Genomic DNA, 17,890 nt, shown 5'->3' on the forward strand with positions numbered 1-17,890 from the left:
GAAACGGAAACTTGGAAATATTATATTTTAAAAAAAACTATCCTAAAAATAGAAATTTTTTCTATTTTCAGAATAGTTTCTTTTTTCTTTTTTATGTATGAGTAATAACATTAAAAAGTATATTTAGCCTCATAGTCCCCTTTTATATCCTTAGTATATAAGTCTGAAGCCTAAGCCTCCTCTTACATTTTTACCTTTAGTATCATATCCTGCATTCAGCGTTACTCCGAATTTTGAGTTATCCAGACCGATAGTCAAATCAGACTTAAAGTTTCCTCTTCTGTCTTCCTTATCCCTTCTTAAATCGTACCAGTCTGCCGTAGTTCCGGCTACTTTAGCTTTATTTTTCAGGCTGTCTACTTTTCCTAATTCCGTTTCATAGCCTAATCCTAAACCTGCTGTAAATGTAGCTTCTCTACCGAATGCTTTCTTAAAGTTGAATTCTATTCCTGCTTCAGGCTTGATTGAGTAATATCCGTCCGCCTTAACTTCCAGTCTCATTTCACCTGATTTTTCTTTTATTTTTCCTATTCTGCCGTATTCCAGCTTCAAGCTGCTGTAAGGTCTTATTACAAAATTTTCTCCTGTTCTGAATGATTTTGAAACTTCATTTTTCACTGCAACACCATAGCTGTTATAATTTGCTTTGGCATTAAAGATTTCATCAACAACAAGATATTTTCTGTCCATTTCATGTCTTGTAATATATCCCTCTGCCGATACTGTCCAATTCAGGCTGTTATTATGATCAAACGGTACAGATTTGTATACTCCGGCTTTCACCATTGTTTGATTTTCTTTTGATTTTCCAATGTCTTTAAATTTAAATCTGTTATTTACCGCTCCTGCATACCAACCTGATTTTTCTCCAAGTTTCACTGTTTCATTATCATGTATATAAGCTACACCGTAAGCATTATTTGTATAGTCTATAATACCTGCCGTATCACTGTTATATTCACCTTTTGCACCAAATGTCGTAATCTTGTTGGCTTTTTTGGATAGTGTTGACCAGTTTCTATTCAGCTTGTCAATTTCTTTATTCAGGATTTCATTTGTTGCAAACAGTCTTCTCTGCGTATTTGCATATTGATGACCTTTCATTTCATCCACAGCCTGTGCCAGAATATGACCTTCTCCTTTACCTAAATCATTTAACTTAGTAAAGATTTTCCATTCCCTGCTCTGCATGTTTTCTACTCCGTATCTTTGTTCAAGACCGTCCATAAAGTTATATGTGTTCTGCTCTTTAGCGAATGAAGTATAAGGTATTTTCGACAAGTATAATCTTGCAAAAGTATAGTTCGTATTTTGTGTAGGTGTTGCCATCCATGTCAAGCTGCTTGCTTTAGGAGTCCACTTAATTTCTCCTCCTGAGCTTCTACGGCTCACTTCCAGTATCGCCTCATTGTATGGAGCCAGAATATTCTGTCCTATTTCTATATCTTTGCTGTTTGAATATCTCGTAGCTTCCACTCCGAAAATCAGATTTACCCTTTTTAGTCCTGTCAAATGCTCAATTCCACGTATAGGATTTGTAAATCTTACCCCTGAAGTATCTACGTACATTCCGATTTCCGCCTGTCCTCCTCCAAGATTAGGTGTATGAATGTCGTAATCGGCTATATTCAGTACTGTATTTCCTACAGTTACCTGTGTAGCGTCAGGAGAATTTACCGTAGTATCTACTGTCGTCGGAGTAACTACATTACCCAGTCTTGTAATTGTTCCTACTGTATTTCCTCCTCCCGGAGTATAGATTTCCAGTCCTCTGACAGTTTTTCTTGTAGAAGTCAGAACCGTAGTTCTTGTTCTTTCAGAATTATCACCTGATACAGTAATGCTACTTCCAGGATGTTCTTCAAGAGAACCTCCTTTATAATAAACTCCAACACTGTCAGGAGCATTGATGATTATCTGTCCGTAATTTTTCAGAACGGAACCATTGAATGCGACTACACCTACGATACCCGTATTTTGTGGATTAGGTACAGTTTTAATCACACCGTAATTTTCTCCCACGGCATTATTATCAAGGTACATTCCCACTGTCTTTTTACCACTTAATTCGATTGTTCCTCTATTTATTGCCCTCGAACCTGAACCGCTGGCATACATTCCTATACTTTCATCGCCTGTTACCTGTATTGTTCCAAAATTTTCAACGGTACCGCTGCTTCTATCCAGATAACCTGCCGCCATTCCTATTCCGTAATATGATGTACTTGGGTCGGAAATCAGGTCAGAACCTCCTACTTTTATTGTAGGATGTATTCCCATTGTCGGGTCTCCATTTTGAGCGTAACCTGACACAGCGTAAATACCTACGTTTCCTTGAGTTGATCCAAAGTCAATATTTGCTAAGTTCTTCGTAGTTCCACTTGTATAAAGTCCATAGTTTTTACCGCCTGTAGCAGTCAGATTTGTATGGTTTACCACATTTGAGCTGTTATCTGCTACATAGGCAAATACTGCGTCTGTACCGAGTGTAGTACCGTTAGCGTCATTTATATCCAGCTGTGTTCCGTTTCCACGTACTACAAATCCGTATGAACTGTCGCCGATATTTAAATCAGCTGTACTGTTTATTGTCTGATTTGTTCCGTTTGAGAACAATCCTACAGACTGATTATTTCCAACAGTGATATTTCCTCCCAGTGTTACGTTTCCTCCTTGCGAGAATACTCCCATACCGTTATTTCCTGTCGAGATACTTCCTGTATTGTTTACACCGTAACCGTATATACCTATGGAATTGTTTCCTACTGAAATATTGCTCAAGTTTCTTACTGCATTATCCGTTTTTGTGTATATTCCTACATTGGCATTGTTTAAACTTGCAGGATTCCCTGACAATGTTATCGGATTTCTGTTTTCTATATCAGTATTTTCAGACATTATCCCGACTTCACTGAATGCTCCCGAACCTGTAATATTTCCTTTATTTGTAAACAGTCCACCGCCTTTAGTATATATTCCTACCATACCGCCTGTAGTATTTGTACTGTTATTCAGATTTATTTTTGCGTTATTTTCAGTGTTAGGCGTATCAGTCAATATTGCGATACCTGTACCGTTATTCGCTCCCGAATATTTATAGTTCAGAGTTCCTGAACCGTTGATTACAGTGCCACCGCCTGCATAAACTCCTACACCGTTTTCTTTAGTATCAAAACCGTAGTCGGTATTCAGATTGATAATACTTCTTTCAGCGTAAACACCTATTCCATTTGAGCCTACAGTAATATCGTCGTTACCTGTTCCTGATACGTTTATGATACCTCCGTTGCTTCCTTTTACTGCTATACCTACACCACTATTTCCCGTGGACACTCTACCTGTGTTATTTACCGTTATATCTCCCTGTGCTGCTCCGTCATTACTGTTGGCAAATATTCCAATAGAGTTGTCTCCTCCTGTTACAGTTCCGTTATTTGTTATGGAGATTTTCTTATTACCGTAAGTTACGGTACCTTTACTTACTCCCGCGATACCTGCTCCCGCACCTGATAAAGTTACGGTTCCGTTATTTATAATTTCACTTCCGTTTGCACCGTTCAGTCCTGCACCGTTATCTACGTTTACATTTCCTTCATTGACTATTTGTCCGTAGCTGACATTTATTCCCGCTACTCCTGCTGAAGATGTACCGCCTGTAACATTTACAGTACCTTTATTTATAAATCCTGATTCAGTATTTGACGCAGCATCCGAATTTGAACCCATTGAAAGACCTTTACCGTTTCCTGTAACTGTTTTTCCTGCGTTTATTGTTACTTTTTCTCTTTCCATAAGGATTTCATTAAATCTATCATTGACATCATTCAGATTTACATCGGCATTTACATCCAGTTCACCTTCCATAAGAGTACTCTTGAACTTGTTATTATTAGTAACAATATTCATATGGTGAAAATTCTGTAATCCTGCAAGATATGTCGCCATACCGCTGTTTCCTGTCCATACTACTTTTTCAGAACCTCTCAGTCCTTTGAATATACCTAAGTTGATATTACTACTTCTCAGCTGTACAGTTATGTTGCTCATACCCTGATATCTGTTTGAGCCTCCCGTACCTGCCGTATAGTCATTTTTCGCACCGTAAACCAGTATCCCGTCATGCATTTCGATTGTCGTTGCACCGTTAAATATTATTTTTCCTTCTTTTGCATAAAACGGTGCAGTATTTATATGGTCATTTTCCGTTGCTGCCAGTCCACGTGCCGCAGCATTATTTTTATTTGTAATAGTTCCTCCGCCAAAGTTTATAGTTCCTTTGTCAGCGTATAAGGCACCATTTGGTCCTGTATTTATAATATTGTTTGATCCGCTCAATGTTACCTGTGAGTTTTCTCCTTTAGCTATGGCAGCTATACCGTTTATTTTGAGATTATCCGCCATTTCTACTTTGGCTGTCTGTCCTGTAGCAGTTGTCAGAGCATATGCTCCTATGTTTTCAAACAGAGATTTTTTAACCTCGGCATTAGTTGTATCTGCCCATTCTTCCGTTGCTGTAACTGCACCTACAGTTTTTACGCTACTGTCTCCTTTAGCGTAAGCCACTATTGACTTATACCCTTTTACGTCAGTTTTCTTTTCAGCGGTAATTTTTCCTCCGTCTACCGCTGCATAAGCGATAGGATAAGAGTCAAATTCGCTCGTGATGTTTCCGCTCGGATCTCTGTATACAAAATGTTTATATCTTCCTGAAAGCAAGACGTCTACACCTATATTTACCTCACTTGCCTTACCGTCAAGAGCTGCCTGTGTGGCTGATGACATAGTCAGATTTTTATTTTTATTCCATTTTCCTGCGGAATATGCAATGATAGTCCCTGTCGCAGCTTCGTTTGCGTTATCATCATCAGTAATTTTGATAGAAGTAGCAGTACCTAAATAATCTTTTAAAGTAGTAGTCTTTATAGGTACGGTAGTATTTCCCGTTTCATCCGAGTTTGCATTTGTATGATGACTGTTCTGTGTACGTGCCACATCCATTATAGTTCCGTCACCCGCAGCGAGCATAACTCCGTTTCTTGAGTATTTTCCGAACTGTATGTCTATGTCATTTATCTGCAACGAATGTATAGGGTCAAAATTATATTGAGTAGTCCATGCTCCTGACGGATCTGCTCCTAAATCTTCCTGCGGCTTGATCCCGGGACGCTGTCCTGTTGTGGAGTATATACCTACGTTATTTTCTACGTATTTATTGTCTCCCCCTGCAAGGTTTCCCTCAGCTGTCTGCTCTGTACCTCCTGCTATGTTCAGTTTGTTACCGATAATACCTTTTGCTCTTATTTCTCCCTGATATATTCCTATTACGGATTTATCCTAGAAGTTATGACCTCCATTATTCTCCCATATATATCTGTTTGGTGCGTTGGCAGTATCATTTCCGAAGAACATTATCATATTTTTATCTCCGTAAGATTCAGGAGCTACATTTAGCTTAAATGACGGTGTCATCCCGTTTTCACGTGTGTTGTCAGGTTCTATTACTCCTACTCCTGTCTTGCTTTTCAACAGGTTTGCATAGTTTGCGGCATATCCCAGTCCTGAAAGCACAACGTTTTCAGCTCCTTCCAGTCTATATGTACCCTGACTGTCTATATTGAATGTGCCCTGTGCCCCTACAAATGAATATACCATATTTTTTCTTGTTTTCAAGTCCGCATCCACTTTACCTAACAGTGCTCCACGCTGTCTTCTTCCCCAGTAATCTGTATTGACCCTGTTTATCGCCTCATAAGATGACGGGAAGATAAGAAATACTGTATTTTCATTTCCCCTAATATCTACCGAAACATTATTTAGTCTTAATTTTCCTGCCTGCCATGTTTCTATAGAAATAAAGGCGGCTCTTCCTCCAAGATATCCTTTTACGTTATCGATAGTACCATTCCATACTGTATGGATAGCTACTTGTCCATCTCTATTATTTTCTGTTTTTCCGGCTCCTCCTACATTACCTGCAGCGTATATTGTAAAATCTTTTAAAACAAACCCATGAGGAGCCCATTTATCATTAGCATAAAGAAGGGATTGAAAACGCGGATTTTCAGGCAACACCCCTCTTAAATCATCTCCCTGTCTATCTGTATATTCCAATTCTCCTGTTACCGCATTAGGTCTGTATCCTCCATATATCATACTTAATTTTCTGGGTGCCCATTCAGTAGTAAGCGGTCCGTCATTTGTACGTCCATATGCAATATTACGGTTAATAGTGAATCCAAAATCCGTAAACGGATTTGCTATAGGTGCAGGCAAATCTACAGGGCTTATAGTTACATTTACCGGAGATGGATTTAATGGTGCCGGAGACGGTAAGTTTACATTCAGTGCAGGTAAAGCAGGTGAATTTATCGGCGGTAAATTTAGATTTGGTGCCTGTTTATTTACATCTTTAGGCACTATTCCCGCACTTACAGTGATTTCCACTGTAGGCTCTGCCGTATTTTCAAGGTCAAGCTCTGTCAGGTTGTATTTATTATTCAGACTGTTCTGAAAATACCTTGCCGCTCCTGTGGCTCTTTGAAACATTCTGTTTTCATTTTCCCTGTTTTTATCATTTTTTCCTTTGTATGTACCTCTCCAGTTGTTATAAGTATAACCCGTTCCCCATTGCCAAGTATTCCATGGCATTTTTATTACCTGATCTCCTTGTTCCATTAACTGTATCAGCTCAAGATTTGCATTTCTGAGCAGTCTGCTGTTTTCCTTTTTTGTCCTCCTGAACGTGTTACGCATATCGCCTATTGACGCATTCAGGTCTTTTCTTGTTTGACTTATCGCACTTTCCGTATTTTTTACCTGAGGCGATGTCAATGTATCTGAAAATGACAGCATTCCCATTAATAGAAAACTTAAGAGTAATCCTTTTGTATATTTTACATTTTTACTTTTTTTGGCAAAAGCTCTCAAATCTTTCTCCATTTTTTTGAGATTATTACTCATCTTTTTCACTCCCTTTCAAAAGAATTATTTATTATAAAAATTAAACAACTAATTTAACGAGATCTCATATATATTATTAACTTTAATGTATTGCCTGTTTAAATATAAACTTATTTCATATGATTTATTAATAGAATTGGATAACAGAATTTATATATACTATTGTAAATTTTAAATTACTTAGTTTTTTCGTTTTATTTTCTTAGTATAATTTTATTAAGATTATACCAAAAAAAATGAAAAATACAAACTAATTAAAAATTTTATGAAAATTTCTCTTAAACATTCAATTTTACTAACTTTTTATCTAATAATATATATCCTTTTTTTAAATTTAGCTCTTTATTTTAAAAAAAAATTTTGGAATTTTCAAGTTTTTTTATTCACATAATATAGTCATATAATATAATATTTATGAGGTGTATAATACATACCTTCATCTATTAAATTCAATATAATATTGAGAAATTTAAAATAATTTGTTATAGTTAGAAACAATTCACTATCTATATCATATAAATTAATTATTTTTAAAACAAACTATTTTTTAAACTTATAAAATAGTTTCATTATAATTTCTTTTTATGTGATATTTAACTATATTTCTTATTGCTTTTCTATTGTTCTTTCTATCTTTTTATCTATCTTAATTTTTTTATCAGAAAATATTTTTTTTATTTATTTTTGGAATTACTGTATATACAAAAATATTTCTTCTATTTATATTCAAGCTATATTCAAAAAATTTTTATATAAAAAAGTACTTTTATGATTATATTTAGATTTTTATATACACAGAAATATTTTTTCTATTTATATTCAAAAAATTCTTATATATAAAAAAACATCTCTTAGGAGATGTTTCTAATTTTTATAAATATTTTTTATCTTAACTCATTCAAAACTTATTCAAATTCAAAGATTTTATTATTTTATTTATATTTCGGGGTATATCTAAATTTTTATTTTAGAGATTTTACCATTTCTTTTATTTTTCAGAAGTATACTCAGGTTTCCATTTCAAAGATTTTATCGCCTGTTTTATATCTTCCACGGGTTCTTTGTTCAATTTTTCCTCCAAAGCACATTTTCCTACTGCCAATGCCACAGTTTCTGAAAATTCCGCCAATCCTGATACAGGTGGAAGGACTGCTGCCCCCTTTTTAGAAAAGTCTACTATTCCTGTTATAGAGTGAGCTGCCGCAGAAATCATTTTATCGGTCAAAATTTTTGCCTTTGAAGCAAGCACCCCAAGACCTAATCCGGGATAAATTAAAGCATTATTTGCCTGTCCGATCTCATAAGTTATCCCTTTATATTCGATAGGATTGTAAGGCGTTCCCGTAGCGATAAGAGCTTTTCCGTCTGTCCATTCGAGTAAATCCTGAGCCGTAGCCTCTGCCAGTTTGGTAGGATTACTCAAAGGAAATATAATAGGACGCTCTTTATAGGAAGTCATTTCCTGTACAATCTCTTTTGTAAACGCACCTGAAACAGTGGAAGTCCCCACTAAAATTGTAGGACATATTGCTTTCACAGCTTCCGTAAGATTAGTTAACTCATTCGCATTGGAAAATTCCGAACGTTTACGGGCAAAAGGTTTCTGCTCGGGTGTCAAATCATCCATATCATCAAACAATAACCCTGCTCTATCGACTAAATAAAATCTTTTATAAGCCTCTTCTTCCGAAAGCCCCTCCTGAACCATTTCATCAAAAATACGTTTTACAATTCCTGTTCCCGCACTTCCTGCACCGTAACACATATATATCTGATCTGCAAGTTTTTCTCCTGTAATATTCAATGCTCCTAAAATCCCTGCCAATGTTACAATTCCTGTTCCCTGAATGTCGTCATTAAAAGTAGCTATTTTATCTTTATATTTATTTAAGATATTTGCAGCATTGGAGCGACCAAAATCCTCCCAGTGAAGATATAAATCGGGAAACATTTTTACTGAAGTTTGCACAAACTTATCCACAAAATCATAATATTTATCTCCTCTGACACGTTTATGACGATTTCCCAGATATAGAGGATTATTAAGTAAAGTTTCTCGGTCTGTTCCCACATCAAGGATTACAGGAAGCACATTTTCAGGATTTATTCCTGCGGCAACAGTATAAACTATAAGTTTACCGACAGAAATATCAACACCGTTTACTCCCCAATCTCCTATCCCCAATATTCCTTCAGCATCGGTAGCTACTATCAGTCTTATATCTCTATCATCTGCGGCATTTCTCAATGTTTCTTCTATATTTTCAGGCTCATTTATAGAGAGAAAAGCTGCATTTTGAGGATTTATAAATAACTCGCTATAATTTTCAATGCTTTCCGCAATCAAAGGAGTGTAAATAATAGGCATAAATTCCACAATATGCTTACTGAACAGATAATAAAACAATGTTCTGTTAGTATTGAAAATCTCCATTAAGAAATGACGCTTTTCAATAAGGGTACTCTTTTTCTGAAACTGCCCGTAGGCTTGCTCTGCCTGTTCTTCTATAGTCTGTATATATGGAGGTAATAAACCTGTTAAACCAAATTTAGCTCTTTCTTCTTTTGTAAAAGCCGTTCCTTTGTTCAGGAAAGGATTATTTAGTATTTCATATGACTTTTTCATATTTTCATCTCCTTATATATTTAACATATATTTTAATTTTTTATCATTTTAAAAATTATTATTTTTAGTTTTTCTAAATTTTATATTCTCAAGTCATATATTTTAATTTTTTATTATTATTTTAAAAACATCATCAGAACGGGTATAATCAATGCAAATAAAATTGTACTCGTAGTTACCACATTTGTAGCGTATTTCACATCTCCGCCCGATTCATTTGCCAAGATAGGCAATACAGCAAATACAGGTGCTGCCGACTGTATTACATAAGTCTTTGTATCAAGGTCGGTTAGATTTCCTCCCAAACTGCTGCCTATCATGAGTAATAATATCATTACAGCAGGAGATAATATAAATCTTCCCACAAGAGCGAGAATTGTATCTTTATCAAACCTTATATTTCTAAGTCGTGCGTCAGCGAGGACAATACCTATATACATCAGCGACAGCGGAGTAACTATATTTCCTATGTACTGCATTGTCGAATTAATCATTTTAGGCATTTTAATATTAAAGGCTAAAAGCAATAATGCTACTATAAACCCTATTAATGGAGGAGAAAATATCTTTTTCCAGTTTACACCCTTTTTTTTGTCATCCACATCGGGAGTATCATTTGAAACGAGAAACGCTCCAAAAGTCCATATAGATACTGTGTTTGTTATATAATACATAAGATAATAAGGTAAGCTCTGTTCCCCAAACAGCTCAATATTCAGAGGCATTCCTATAAATATTGTGTTCGCATTTACAAAAGCGTTTATAAATATCCCCTTTCTGCCTGTTTTTATCCTAAACACTTTGACCATTATAATTGCGATTATGTAACCTATTATAAATGAAGCAAAAGTATATACAAGCCTGTCCGACATTGAAAATAAAGTATCCAATGTCAAATTACGTGAAACAGCAACGTATATTGAAGCAGGAAGAGCAATATTTGTTATCACTTTTGAAACATTTTCACTAAAACTGTCATGAAACCAGTCTTTTTTCCTCAATATATATCCTATTGCAATCATAAAAATTATAGGAAATATACTTTCCAGAGACTTAAAAAAAACCATTTTACTATTAACTCCTTTCTATATTATTAATTTAACTATTTTTCTATCTTTGATTGCTCCAACATTTTAATTGTTTTATTATTACAGTATATTATACTAAAAAAGACTGAAAAAAGTCCAGTCTAATTTATTTTATAACTTTTATTTGTATTTTTCGACTATAATTCAATTGTAATATTTTATCAAAGCCCTTTTATTATAGTGTCTTATAAAATATATTACAAGTTCATTTACAATATTAATGTTTTTTCGCCTTTTTATTTGCAATACTCACAGAAATATTATTTCTTGATCCAGCTCATGAGTTTTCTAAGCTCTGCTCCTACTTTCTCCACATCATGTTTAGCAAATTCTTCCCTTTTGGCTTTCAGGAAAGGCTGCCCTGCTTTAGAGTCGGCAAGAAAATCATCAGCAAACTTACCTGACTGAATATCTGCCAATATTCCCTGCATTGCTTTTTTAGTTTCAGGAGTGATAATCTTAGGCCCTGTAATGTAATCTCCATATTCCGCCGTATTTGAAATGGAATTTCTCATTGTAGCAAGCCCTCCCTCGTAAATCAGGTCTACTATCAGTTTCATTTCGTGTAAGCATTCAAAATAAGCATTTACAGGGTCGTATCCTGCTTCTACCAGTACTTCAAATCCTGTTTTCATCAGCTCAACAACTCCACCGCATAAAACTGCCTGTTCTCCAAATAAATCTGTCTCTGTTTCCTGCTTATAAGTAGTTTCAAGTATCCCCGATCTTCCTCCTCCGATACCCGAAGCCCACGCGAGAGCAATATCTTTAGTATCTCCGCTCGGATCCTTTTCGACTGCAATAAGGCAAGGTACTCCGCTTCCTTCCTGAAAAGTTCTTCTTACAAGATGTCCCGGTCCTTTAGGAGCTACCATAAATACATTTATATCTTCTCTCGGTTTTATTTTTCCGAAATGTATGTTAAATCCATGTCCAAATCCTAAATATGCTCCCTGTTTCAAATTAGGTGCCACATCTTTTGCATAAGTGTCAGCCTGTAATTCATCAGGAATTAAAATCATAACTACATCTGCGTCTTTTACAGCTTCAGAAGTCTCTTTCACTGTAAATCCTGCTTCTTCAGCCTGATTCCATGACTTTGAACCTTTTCTAAGCCCCACTGTTACATCCATACCGTTTTCTTTCAAGTTTAATGCATGTGCATGCCCCTGTGAACCGTACCCCAAAATTGTTATTTTTTTCCCTGTCAATTTGTTCAAATCACAGTCCTTGTCATAATACACCGTTGTTCCTAAAATATTTCCTGCCATTTCTAAATCCTCCTAAATTTATTTTTTATTATTTTATACTTATGAAATTTGTCTAATTTATTGACGATTATTCCATTCATATAAATATTATAAGTGTTATAGTTTAAAAAGTCAACAATCTAAACCATATATGTTTTTGTTATTCAATATAAACAATATATATACTATCTTATAATTAACCATGGTCTTTCATTTTCCCATTCAACTCTGACATTCATTCCAAACATTTCTGACAATAGAGTTTCTGTCAGTATTTCTTTTTTCTTTCCTTGAGCCATAATTTTCCCATTATTCAATAATGCCACATGAGTTACCGAGGATATAATTTCCTCTATCTGATGAGTTACATATATAAAAGGTGTGCTGTTTTCTTTTTTAGAGTTTTCTTCAAGGACTGATAAAAAGTATTCTCTCGATTTTATATCAAGGCCCGAACACGGCTCATCGAGTATCAGCAAATCAGGCTCATTCATAAATGCCCTTGCAAGCAGAGTTCTCCTCTGTTCTCCTTGGGATAATGTTGAAAAATAGCTGTCTTTTATATATGAGATTTTAAAATCTTCTATTATCTTTTCAGCTTTTTTCCTGTCTTCTTCGGTTACTTCCTCGTATATCCCTATAGAGCTGAATTTTCCTGATATTACCACATCTTTCAGTTTTTCTCTGTTCAATGTCCCGAGAAAATTATTAAGAGAAGAACTTACAAACCCTACTCTTCTTTTTATATTTTTCCATACATAATTTCCAAATTTATGACCGAAAACTCTTATTTCTCCTGTTGTCGGAAATATATATGCAGGTATCATTCCCAAAATTGTTGATTTTCCCGAACCGTTTAATCCCAACAAAGCCCAGTTTTCATCTTTATTTATATGCCAGTTTATTCCATTTAGAATGATTTTTCCGTCTCTTTTAAATGTAACATTTTCATAATGCACTATTTCTTTACTCATTATTTTTCCTTTTCTGAAAATATCTTTTTTATATCAAAATAACATCGAAATTTGGGAAATTTTTATAATAACTCAAATCGTCTAAATTCTTTCAACTATTTCGTCTCCCATTTCTTTTGTCCCGACTTTTTTCATTCCTTCCGTATAAATATCCGCTGTCCGATAACCGTCTTTCAATGTTTCTTTCACAGCATTTTCTATTGCACGGGCTTCATCAGGCAAATCAAAGGAATATCTCAACATCATTGCGGCAGAGAGTATCGTAGCAATAGGATTTGCAATATCTTTTCCCGCTATATCAGGAGCCGAGCCATGACTCGGTTCGTAAAGACCTATTTTTCCGTCTCCTAAACTTGCTGACGGCAGCATTCCGAGCGAGCCTGTCAGCATTGAAGCCTCATCGGATAAAATGTCTCCGAACATATTTTCAGTCAGAATTACATCAAACTGTTTAGGATTGGCAATCAGCTGCATTGCAGCATTATCAACATACATATGAGAGATTTCAACTTCAGGATAATTTTTTCCAACTTCCTCTACAATCTTTCTCCACAATTTTGAAGTGTCAAGGACATTGTGTTTATCCACACTTGTCAGCTTTCCGTTTCTTAATTTTGCTATTTCAAATGCTTTTATAGCAATTCTTTTGATTTCCTCTCTTGTATAAGATAAAGTGTCATAGGCCTTTTCTTCGGAATATTCCCTCTGTCCGAAATATAGTCCTCCTGTAAGCTCTCTTACTATCATAATATCAAGACCGTTTCCAACTATTTCCTCTTTTAAAGGGCTGGCATTTTTCAATGACTCAAATAAAATTGCAGGTCTTAAATTAGTGTACACTCCTAATTCTTTTCTTATAGCAAGAAGTCCTCTTTCGGGTCTTTTCTGCGGGTCAATATTATCCCATTTATATCCTCCGATTGCCCCCAGTAAAACTGCATCGCTATCTCTACACACCTGAATTGTCTCATCAGATAATGGAATACCGTACTTGTCTATAGACTCACCGCCTAAATATCCCCGAATATACTCAAATTTATGATTGAACTTTTTTCCGATTTCATCTAAGACTTTCATTGCCTCATCGACTATTTCGGGACCTATTCCGTCCCCTTTTAATATTGCAATTTTATATTCCATTTTTACCGCTCCTTTCATATTTTAAAATTTTATTAATCTATTTTTATACTATCATATTATTTTTTAAGTTTCAATTTCTAATTCATTATTTATACTTCACAATTTCTTTAGAAATTTCATCAATATTCTTTTAGTAGGCATAACATTTATTTTTTCACATATAATATTAAATACTTACTAAAATTAGTATTATTTCCTATATTAAAATTTATTTATGACTCTCCTCATACTTCCTGATCTCGTCTTCATGTTCCAGCGTCAGTCCAATTGAATCAAGTCCCTTGAGTAATCTCTGTTTCCAGCTTTCTTCCAGTTCAAAGAAATAATCCTTTCCATTTGCGGTAAGTTTATTATTTTCCAAATCCACAGTGATTTCCGTATCACCCGAAAGTGCAGCTAACTCAAGCCTGTCGGCTAAAGGCAATGTTATCGGTAAATGTCCGTTATTCAGCCAGTTCATATAAAATATTCCCGAATATCCTCCAGCCACAATCACATGAAAACCGTAATCCTGCAACGCCCATGCCGCATGTTCCCTACTCGAACCGCAACCAAAATTTTCTCCTGTAATCAGGATTGTTCCATTTTTATATTCAGGTTTGTTTAAATTAAAGTCCATATTGTCGGTTCTGTCCTCGTTATATCTCCATTCATCAAACACATATTGTCCAAACCCCGTTTTTTCAATACTTTTTAAATATTGCTTCGGAATCAGCTGGTCAGTATCAATGTTATCATTCATAATGGGGACTATCGTTCCTGTATATTTCGTAAAAGGCTTCATCTTTTTTCTCCTTATTTCTATTGATATTTATCATTTTTAAATTTAAAAATATATCATCTTGATATTTTTCGGATACACTTTAATCTTTATAAAAAATCATTTTACTTCGTCAAGATTTCTTACATCTACAAATCTACCGTAAATCGCTGCCGCAGCTGCCATTGCAGGACTTACCAGATGAGTTCTGGCTCCTTTTCCCTGACGTCCTTCAAAATTTCTGTTGGAAGTCGAAGCACAGTGTTCTCCCGACGGTATCAAGTCGGGGTTCATCCCAAGACAAGTAGAACAGCCCGCTTCCCTCCACTGAAATCCCGCATCTTTCAGTATTTGAGCAATCCCGTTTTTTTCGGCAGCCCTCTTGACTACCTGTGAACCCGGAACTACAACTGCTGTGATATTCGGAGCAACTTTTTTTCCTTTTACTATTTTTGCAACAATTTCCAGATCGCTTAATCTTCCATTTGTACACGAACCGATAAATACATGCTTCAACGGTATATCAAATGGAGAACCTCCCGGCTTAAGCCCCATATATTCATATGCTTTTTTATCATTATGGTCTTTTATTTCAGGAAATACATCCGTTATATTTATCCCCATTTCAGGATTTGTACCCCACGTTACTTGCGGAGCCAATTCAGATACGTCTATCTTTATATGTTTGTCAAAGGCTTCTACAGTATCCGTATACAGTTCTTTCCATTCGGCAACTTTTTTTTCAAAGTCCTCTCCTTTTGGAGCAAATCTTCTCCCTTTCACATATTCAAAAGTAGTTTCATCAGGTGCTATAATTCCTGATTTACCACCTCCTTCAATGGCCATATTGCAAATAGTCATTCTTTCTTCCATTGAAAGATTTCTTATTGTATCTCCAAAAAACTCAAAGGCATATCCGTTTCCAAGTCCGATACCGTACGTTTTTATAATATGCAGGATTATATCTTTTGCGTATACGCCTTTCTGTAATTTCCCTGTTATCTCTATCCCCATAGTTTTAGGTTTTTTTTGCCAGATTGTCTGGGTCGCGAGAACGTGTTCGACTTCACTCGTCCCTATCCCGAAAGCTATCGCACCGAATGCACCGTGAGTAGCGGTATGACTGTCTCCACAAACTACCGTCTTACATGGCTGTGTAAGTCCCTGTTCAGGTCCCACCATATGGACAATTCCGTTATTTTCATTGAACATATCTACAAGTTCAATGCCAAATTCTTTACAATTGACAGCAAGTGCGTCCAATTGAGCTTTGGATATTTTATCGCGTATGTTCATCCTTTGGGACATTATTGTCGGAGTATTGTGGTCCATTGTACCGAATGTCAAATCAGGTCTTCTCACTTTACGTCCTGCTATTCTTAATCCTGAAAAAGCCTGCGGAGAAGTTACTTCATGAATTAAATGCAAATCTATATAAAGTAACTGAGCTTCTCCCGATTTTCCCGTAATTACATGTTTCTCCCATACTTTATCAAATAAAGTTTTAGGTTCCCCTGCTGTCATTTATTTTTCCCTCCAAATTTTTCTCTATAAGTTTTTTCTCTAATTTTTTTTGTTTATAAATTTTTATTTATTACCTAATCAATAACTGCACTCACTTCTATTTCTATCATTAATTCCTTATCAATTAACGATGATACCTCTACCATTGTTGCAACCGGTTTAATATTCCTAAAAAATTCTCCGTGTGCCTTTCCATATTCTTCCCATTTTGAAATATCCGTAACAAACATTCTTGTTCTAACGACATTTTCTAATCCCAATCCTTCCTTTTTAAGAATTTTTTTTATAATTTCAAGAATATATTTTGTCTGTTCATAAGCATTCCCTATTGCATAAGGCTTTCCGTCCTTGATAGCTGTTGTTCCTGCTATTTCAAAAACATTTCCTATTCTTACTGCTCTGGAATATCCTACAATGTCCTCCCACGGAGAATTTCCACTTATATTTTTTCTCATTAATTTAACTCCCTTCAAATTCTTATACTCCTCTTACTTTTTCAATAATAATACCTATATTAATAATATCCACATTCTACTTTTTTAAAAATATCATAATAAGACTTTCTCTTTTTTAGGCTCTTTTCAGCTCAAATATGACTATTTCAGGTTGCGCAAAAAACCTTATGAACATCTCAAGAAAAGCTCCTCCCAATCCTGAAGTAATATAGATTTTATGTCCGCCATACTCTTTCATTCCATATCCGTATTTCTTTTTATTTTTTATCGCCGAAACAACGATTTTTCCAAAAAACGTTACTTGTCCGCCGTGAGTATGTCCCGCTAAAGTTATATCGGATTTTCCTTTCTGTTCATCAGTCATATCTTCAAAATATTCAGGATTATGTGTCATAAATATTACAAAATCTTCTTTTTTTGTACCTTCAAGAGCCTTTTCAGCATCAGGATTTCCGTGCCACAAATCTTCCACTCCTGCGATATATATACTTTGACCGTTTACAGTAATTTTCCTATTTTCATTTGTAAGAAGATTAAAACCGAGTTTCTGCATATTAGCAGCTGTTTCTTCCGTACCGGGATACTCATGATTTCCGTATATTGCATACACTCCCAGTTCGGGAACTTTTATATCCTTAGCATCCTCATAAAACTTAGGAATATTCTTCTCCCAAGTAGCATAGTCTCCGCCTAAAAGGATCATATCCTTTTTTTGTTTATTAATAAGCTCAATCGCTTTTTTCTCCTGCCTTGCATTGTACCTTGCCATTGTATCATACTGAAAATCGGCGACGAACAGTATCCTTTTCCCGTCAAATGCTTCGGGAATATCTTTGGATTTTATCTCTATTGTCCTTATTTTTATATTTCGATATTCATAATGTGAATACACCAAAAATATCACAATTAATCCTAAAAAACCATATAAAATTCTAAGAATCCAGCTTTTTATTTTCATTTTTTCTCCTTTTAGCTTTTTATCTATATTAAAACTATAATAAAAACTAAATTTAAGTTCTTAATATATAGATATAGATTAATATTTTTACTCTTAAAATTTATTATAAATTTATATTTACTGTTTTTATAATACTTATTCTATAATACTCATTC

The 17,890-nt window shown here is 35.0% G+C and carries 11 protein-coding genes; all 11 read right to left on the reverse strand.

The window, feature by feature from the left end:
- Positions 1-150: 150 nt before the first annotated feature.
- The 11 genes from ACO5J6_RS03820 to ACO5J6_RS03870 all read right to left on the reverse strand — a co-directional run bounded on the left by ACO5J6_RS03820 (position 151) and on the right by ACO5J6_RS03870 (position 17,735).
- Positions 151-5,025 (reverse strand): autotransporter domain-containing protein, encoded by a 4,875-nt coding sequence (locus ACO5J6_RS03820; RefSeq protein ID WP_485642173.1) that lies wholly within the window; start codon positions 5,023-5,025, stop codon positions 151-153.
- Between the two features lie 309 nt (positions 5,026-5,334).
- The gene (locus ACO5J6_RS03825) at positions 5,335-6,960 is read right to left on the reverse strand and encodes an autotransporter-associated N-terminal domain-containing protein (protein ID WP_485642174.1); all 1,626 of its coding nucleotides are present in this window, start codon (positions 6,958-6,960) and stop codon (positions 5,335-5,337) included.
- Between the two features lie 988 nt (positions 6,961-7,948).
- The gene (locus tag ACO5J6_RS03830) at positions 7,949-9,586 is read right to left on the reverse strand and encodes a malolactic enzyme (RefSeq protein ID WP_485642176.1); all 1,638 of its coding nucleotides are present in this window, start codon (positions 9,584-9,586) and stop codon (positions 7,949-7,951) included.
- A gap of 116 nt (positions 9,587-9,702) precedes the next feature.
- Complete coding sequence (locus ACO5J6_RS03835; RefSeq protein WP_485642177.1) at positions 9,703-10,653, reverse strand: AEC family transporter; 951 nt, start codon at positions 10,651-10,653, stop codon at positions 9,703-9,705.
- A 281-nt stretch (positions 10,654-10,934) separates the two neighbouring features.
- Positions 10,935-11,945, reverse strand: coding sequence for a ketol-acid reductoisomerase (ilvC, locus tag ACO5J6_RS03840; protein ID WP_485642179.1), 1,011 nt, complete (start codon positions 11,943-11,945; stop codon positions 10,935-10,937).
- 164 nt (positions 11,946-12,109) lie between these two features.
- Entirely contained in the window at positions 12,110-12,898 is a 789-nt protein-coding gene (locus tag ACO5J6_RS03845; protein ID WP_485642181.1) for an ABC transporter ATP-binding protein, read from the reverse strand.
- An 81-nt stretch (positions 12,899-12,979) separates the two neighbouring features.
- Positions 12,980-14,038 carry a 3-isopropylmalate dehydrogenase gene (gene leuB, locus ACO5J6_RS03850; RefSeq protein ID WP_485642183.1) on the reverse strand — a complete coding sequence of 353 codons (1,059 nt, stop codon included), beginning with the start codon at positions 14,036-14,038 and terminating at the stop codon, positions 12,980-12,982.
- Positions 14,039-14,246: 208 nt separating this feature from the next.
- On the reverse strand, positions 14,247-14,822 hold the full coding sequence (gene leuD / locus ACO5J6_RS03855) for a 3-isopropylmalate dehydratase small subunit (protein WP_485642185.1): 576 nt from the start codon (positions 14,820-14,822) through the stop codon (positions 14,247-14,249).
- Between the two features lie 96 nt (positions 14,823-14,918).
- A complete protein-coding gene (leuC, locus tag ACO5J6_RS03860; RefSeq protein ID WP_485642186.1) occupies positions 14,919-16,322 on the reverse strand; it encodes a 3-isopropylmalate dehydratase large subunit in 1,404 nt (467 codons plus the stop codon).
- Between the two features lie 74 nt (positions 16,323-16,396).
- Complete coding sequence (locus ACO5J6_RS03865) at positions 16,397-16,777, reverse strand: RidA family protein (protein ID WP_485642187.1); 381 nt, start codon at positions 16,775-16,777, stop codon at positions 16,397-16,399.
- A 115-nt stretch (positions 16,778-16,892) separates the two neighbouring features.
- Positions 16,893-17,735: a metallophosphoesterase gene (locus ACO5J6_RS03870; protein WP_485642188.1), complete on the reverse strand. Its 843-nt coding sequence runs from the start codon at positions 17,733-17,735 to the stop codon at positions 16,893-16,895.
- Between the last annotated feature and the right edge of the window lie 155 nt (positions 17,736-17,890).

This window comes from Pseudoleptotrichia sp., assembly GCF_057270515.1.

Bases quoted from the DNA above. Each gene is read 5' to 3' on its own strand.
- leuB (WP_485642183.1), bottom strand. From the start codon at position 14,038: ATGGAATATAAAATTGCAATATTAAAAGGGGACGGAATAGGTCCCGAA.
- ACO5J6_RS03835 (WP_485642177.1), bottom strand. From the start codon at position 10,653: ATGGTTTTTTTTAAGTCTCTGGAAAGTATATTTCCTATAATTTTTATG.
- leuD (WP_485642185.1), bottom strand. From the start codon at position 14,822: ATGAAGCCTTTTACGAAATATACAGGAACGATAGTCCCCATTATGAAT.
- ACO5J6_RS03865 (WP_485642187.1), bottom strand. From the start codon at position 16,777: ATGAGAAAAAATATAAGTGGAAATTCTCCGTGGGAGGACATTGTAGGA.
- ACO5J6_RS03870 (WP_485642188.1), bottom strand. From the start codon at position 17,735: ATGAAAATAAAAAGCTGGATTCTTAGAATTTTATATGGTTTTTTAGGA.
- ACO5J6_RS03825 (WP_485642174.1), bottom strand. From the start codon at position 6,960: ATGAGTAATAATCTCAAAAAAATGGAGAAAGATTTGAGAGCTTTTGCC.
- leuC (WP_485642186.1), bottom strand. From the start codon at position 16,322: ATGACAGCAGGGGAACCTAAAACTTTATTTGATAAAGTATGGGAGAAA.
- ilvC (WP_485642179.1), bottom strand. From the start codon at position 11,945: ATGGCAGGAAATATTTTAGGAACAACGGTGTATTATGACAAGGACTGT.
- ACO5J6_RS03830 (WP_485642176.1), bottom strand. From the start codon at position 9,586: ATGAAAAAGTCATATGAAATACTAAATAATCCTTTCCTGAACAAAGGA.
- ACO5J6_RS03845 (WP_485642181.1), bottom strand. From the start codon at position 12,898: ATGAGTAAAGAAATAGTGCATTATGAAAATGTTACATTTAAAAGAGAC.
- ACO5J6_RS03820 (WP_485642173.1), bottom strand. From the start codon at position 5,025: ATGCTCGCTGCGGGTGACGGAACTATAATGGATGTGGCACGTACACAG.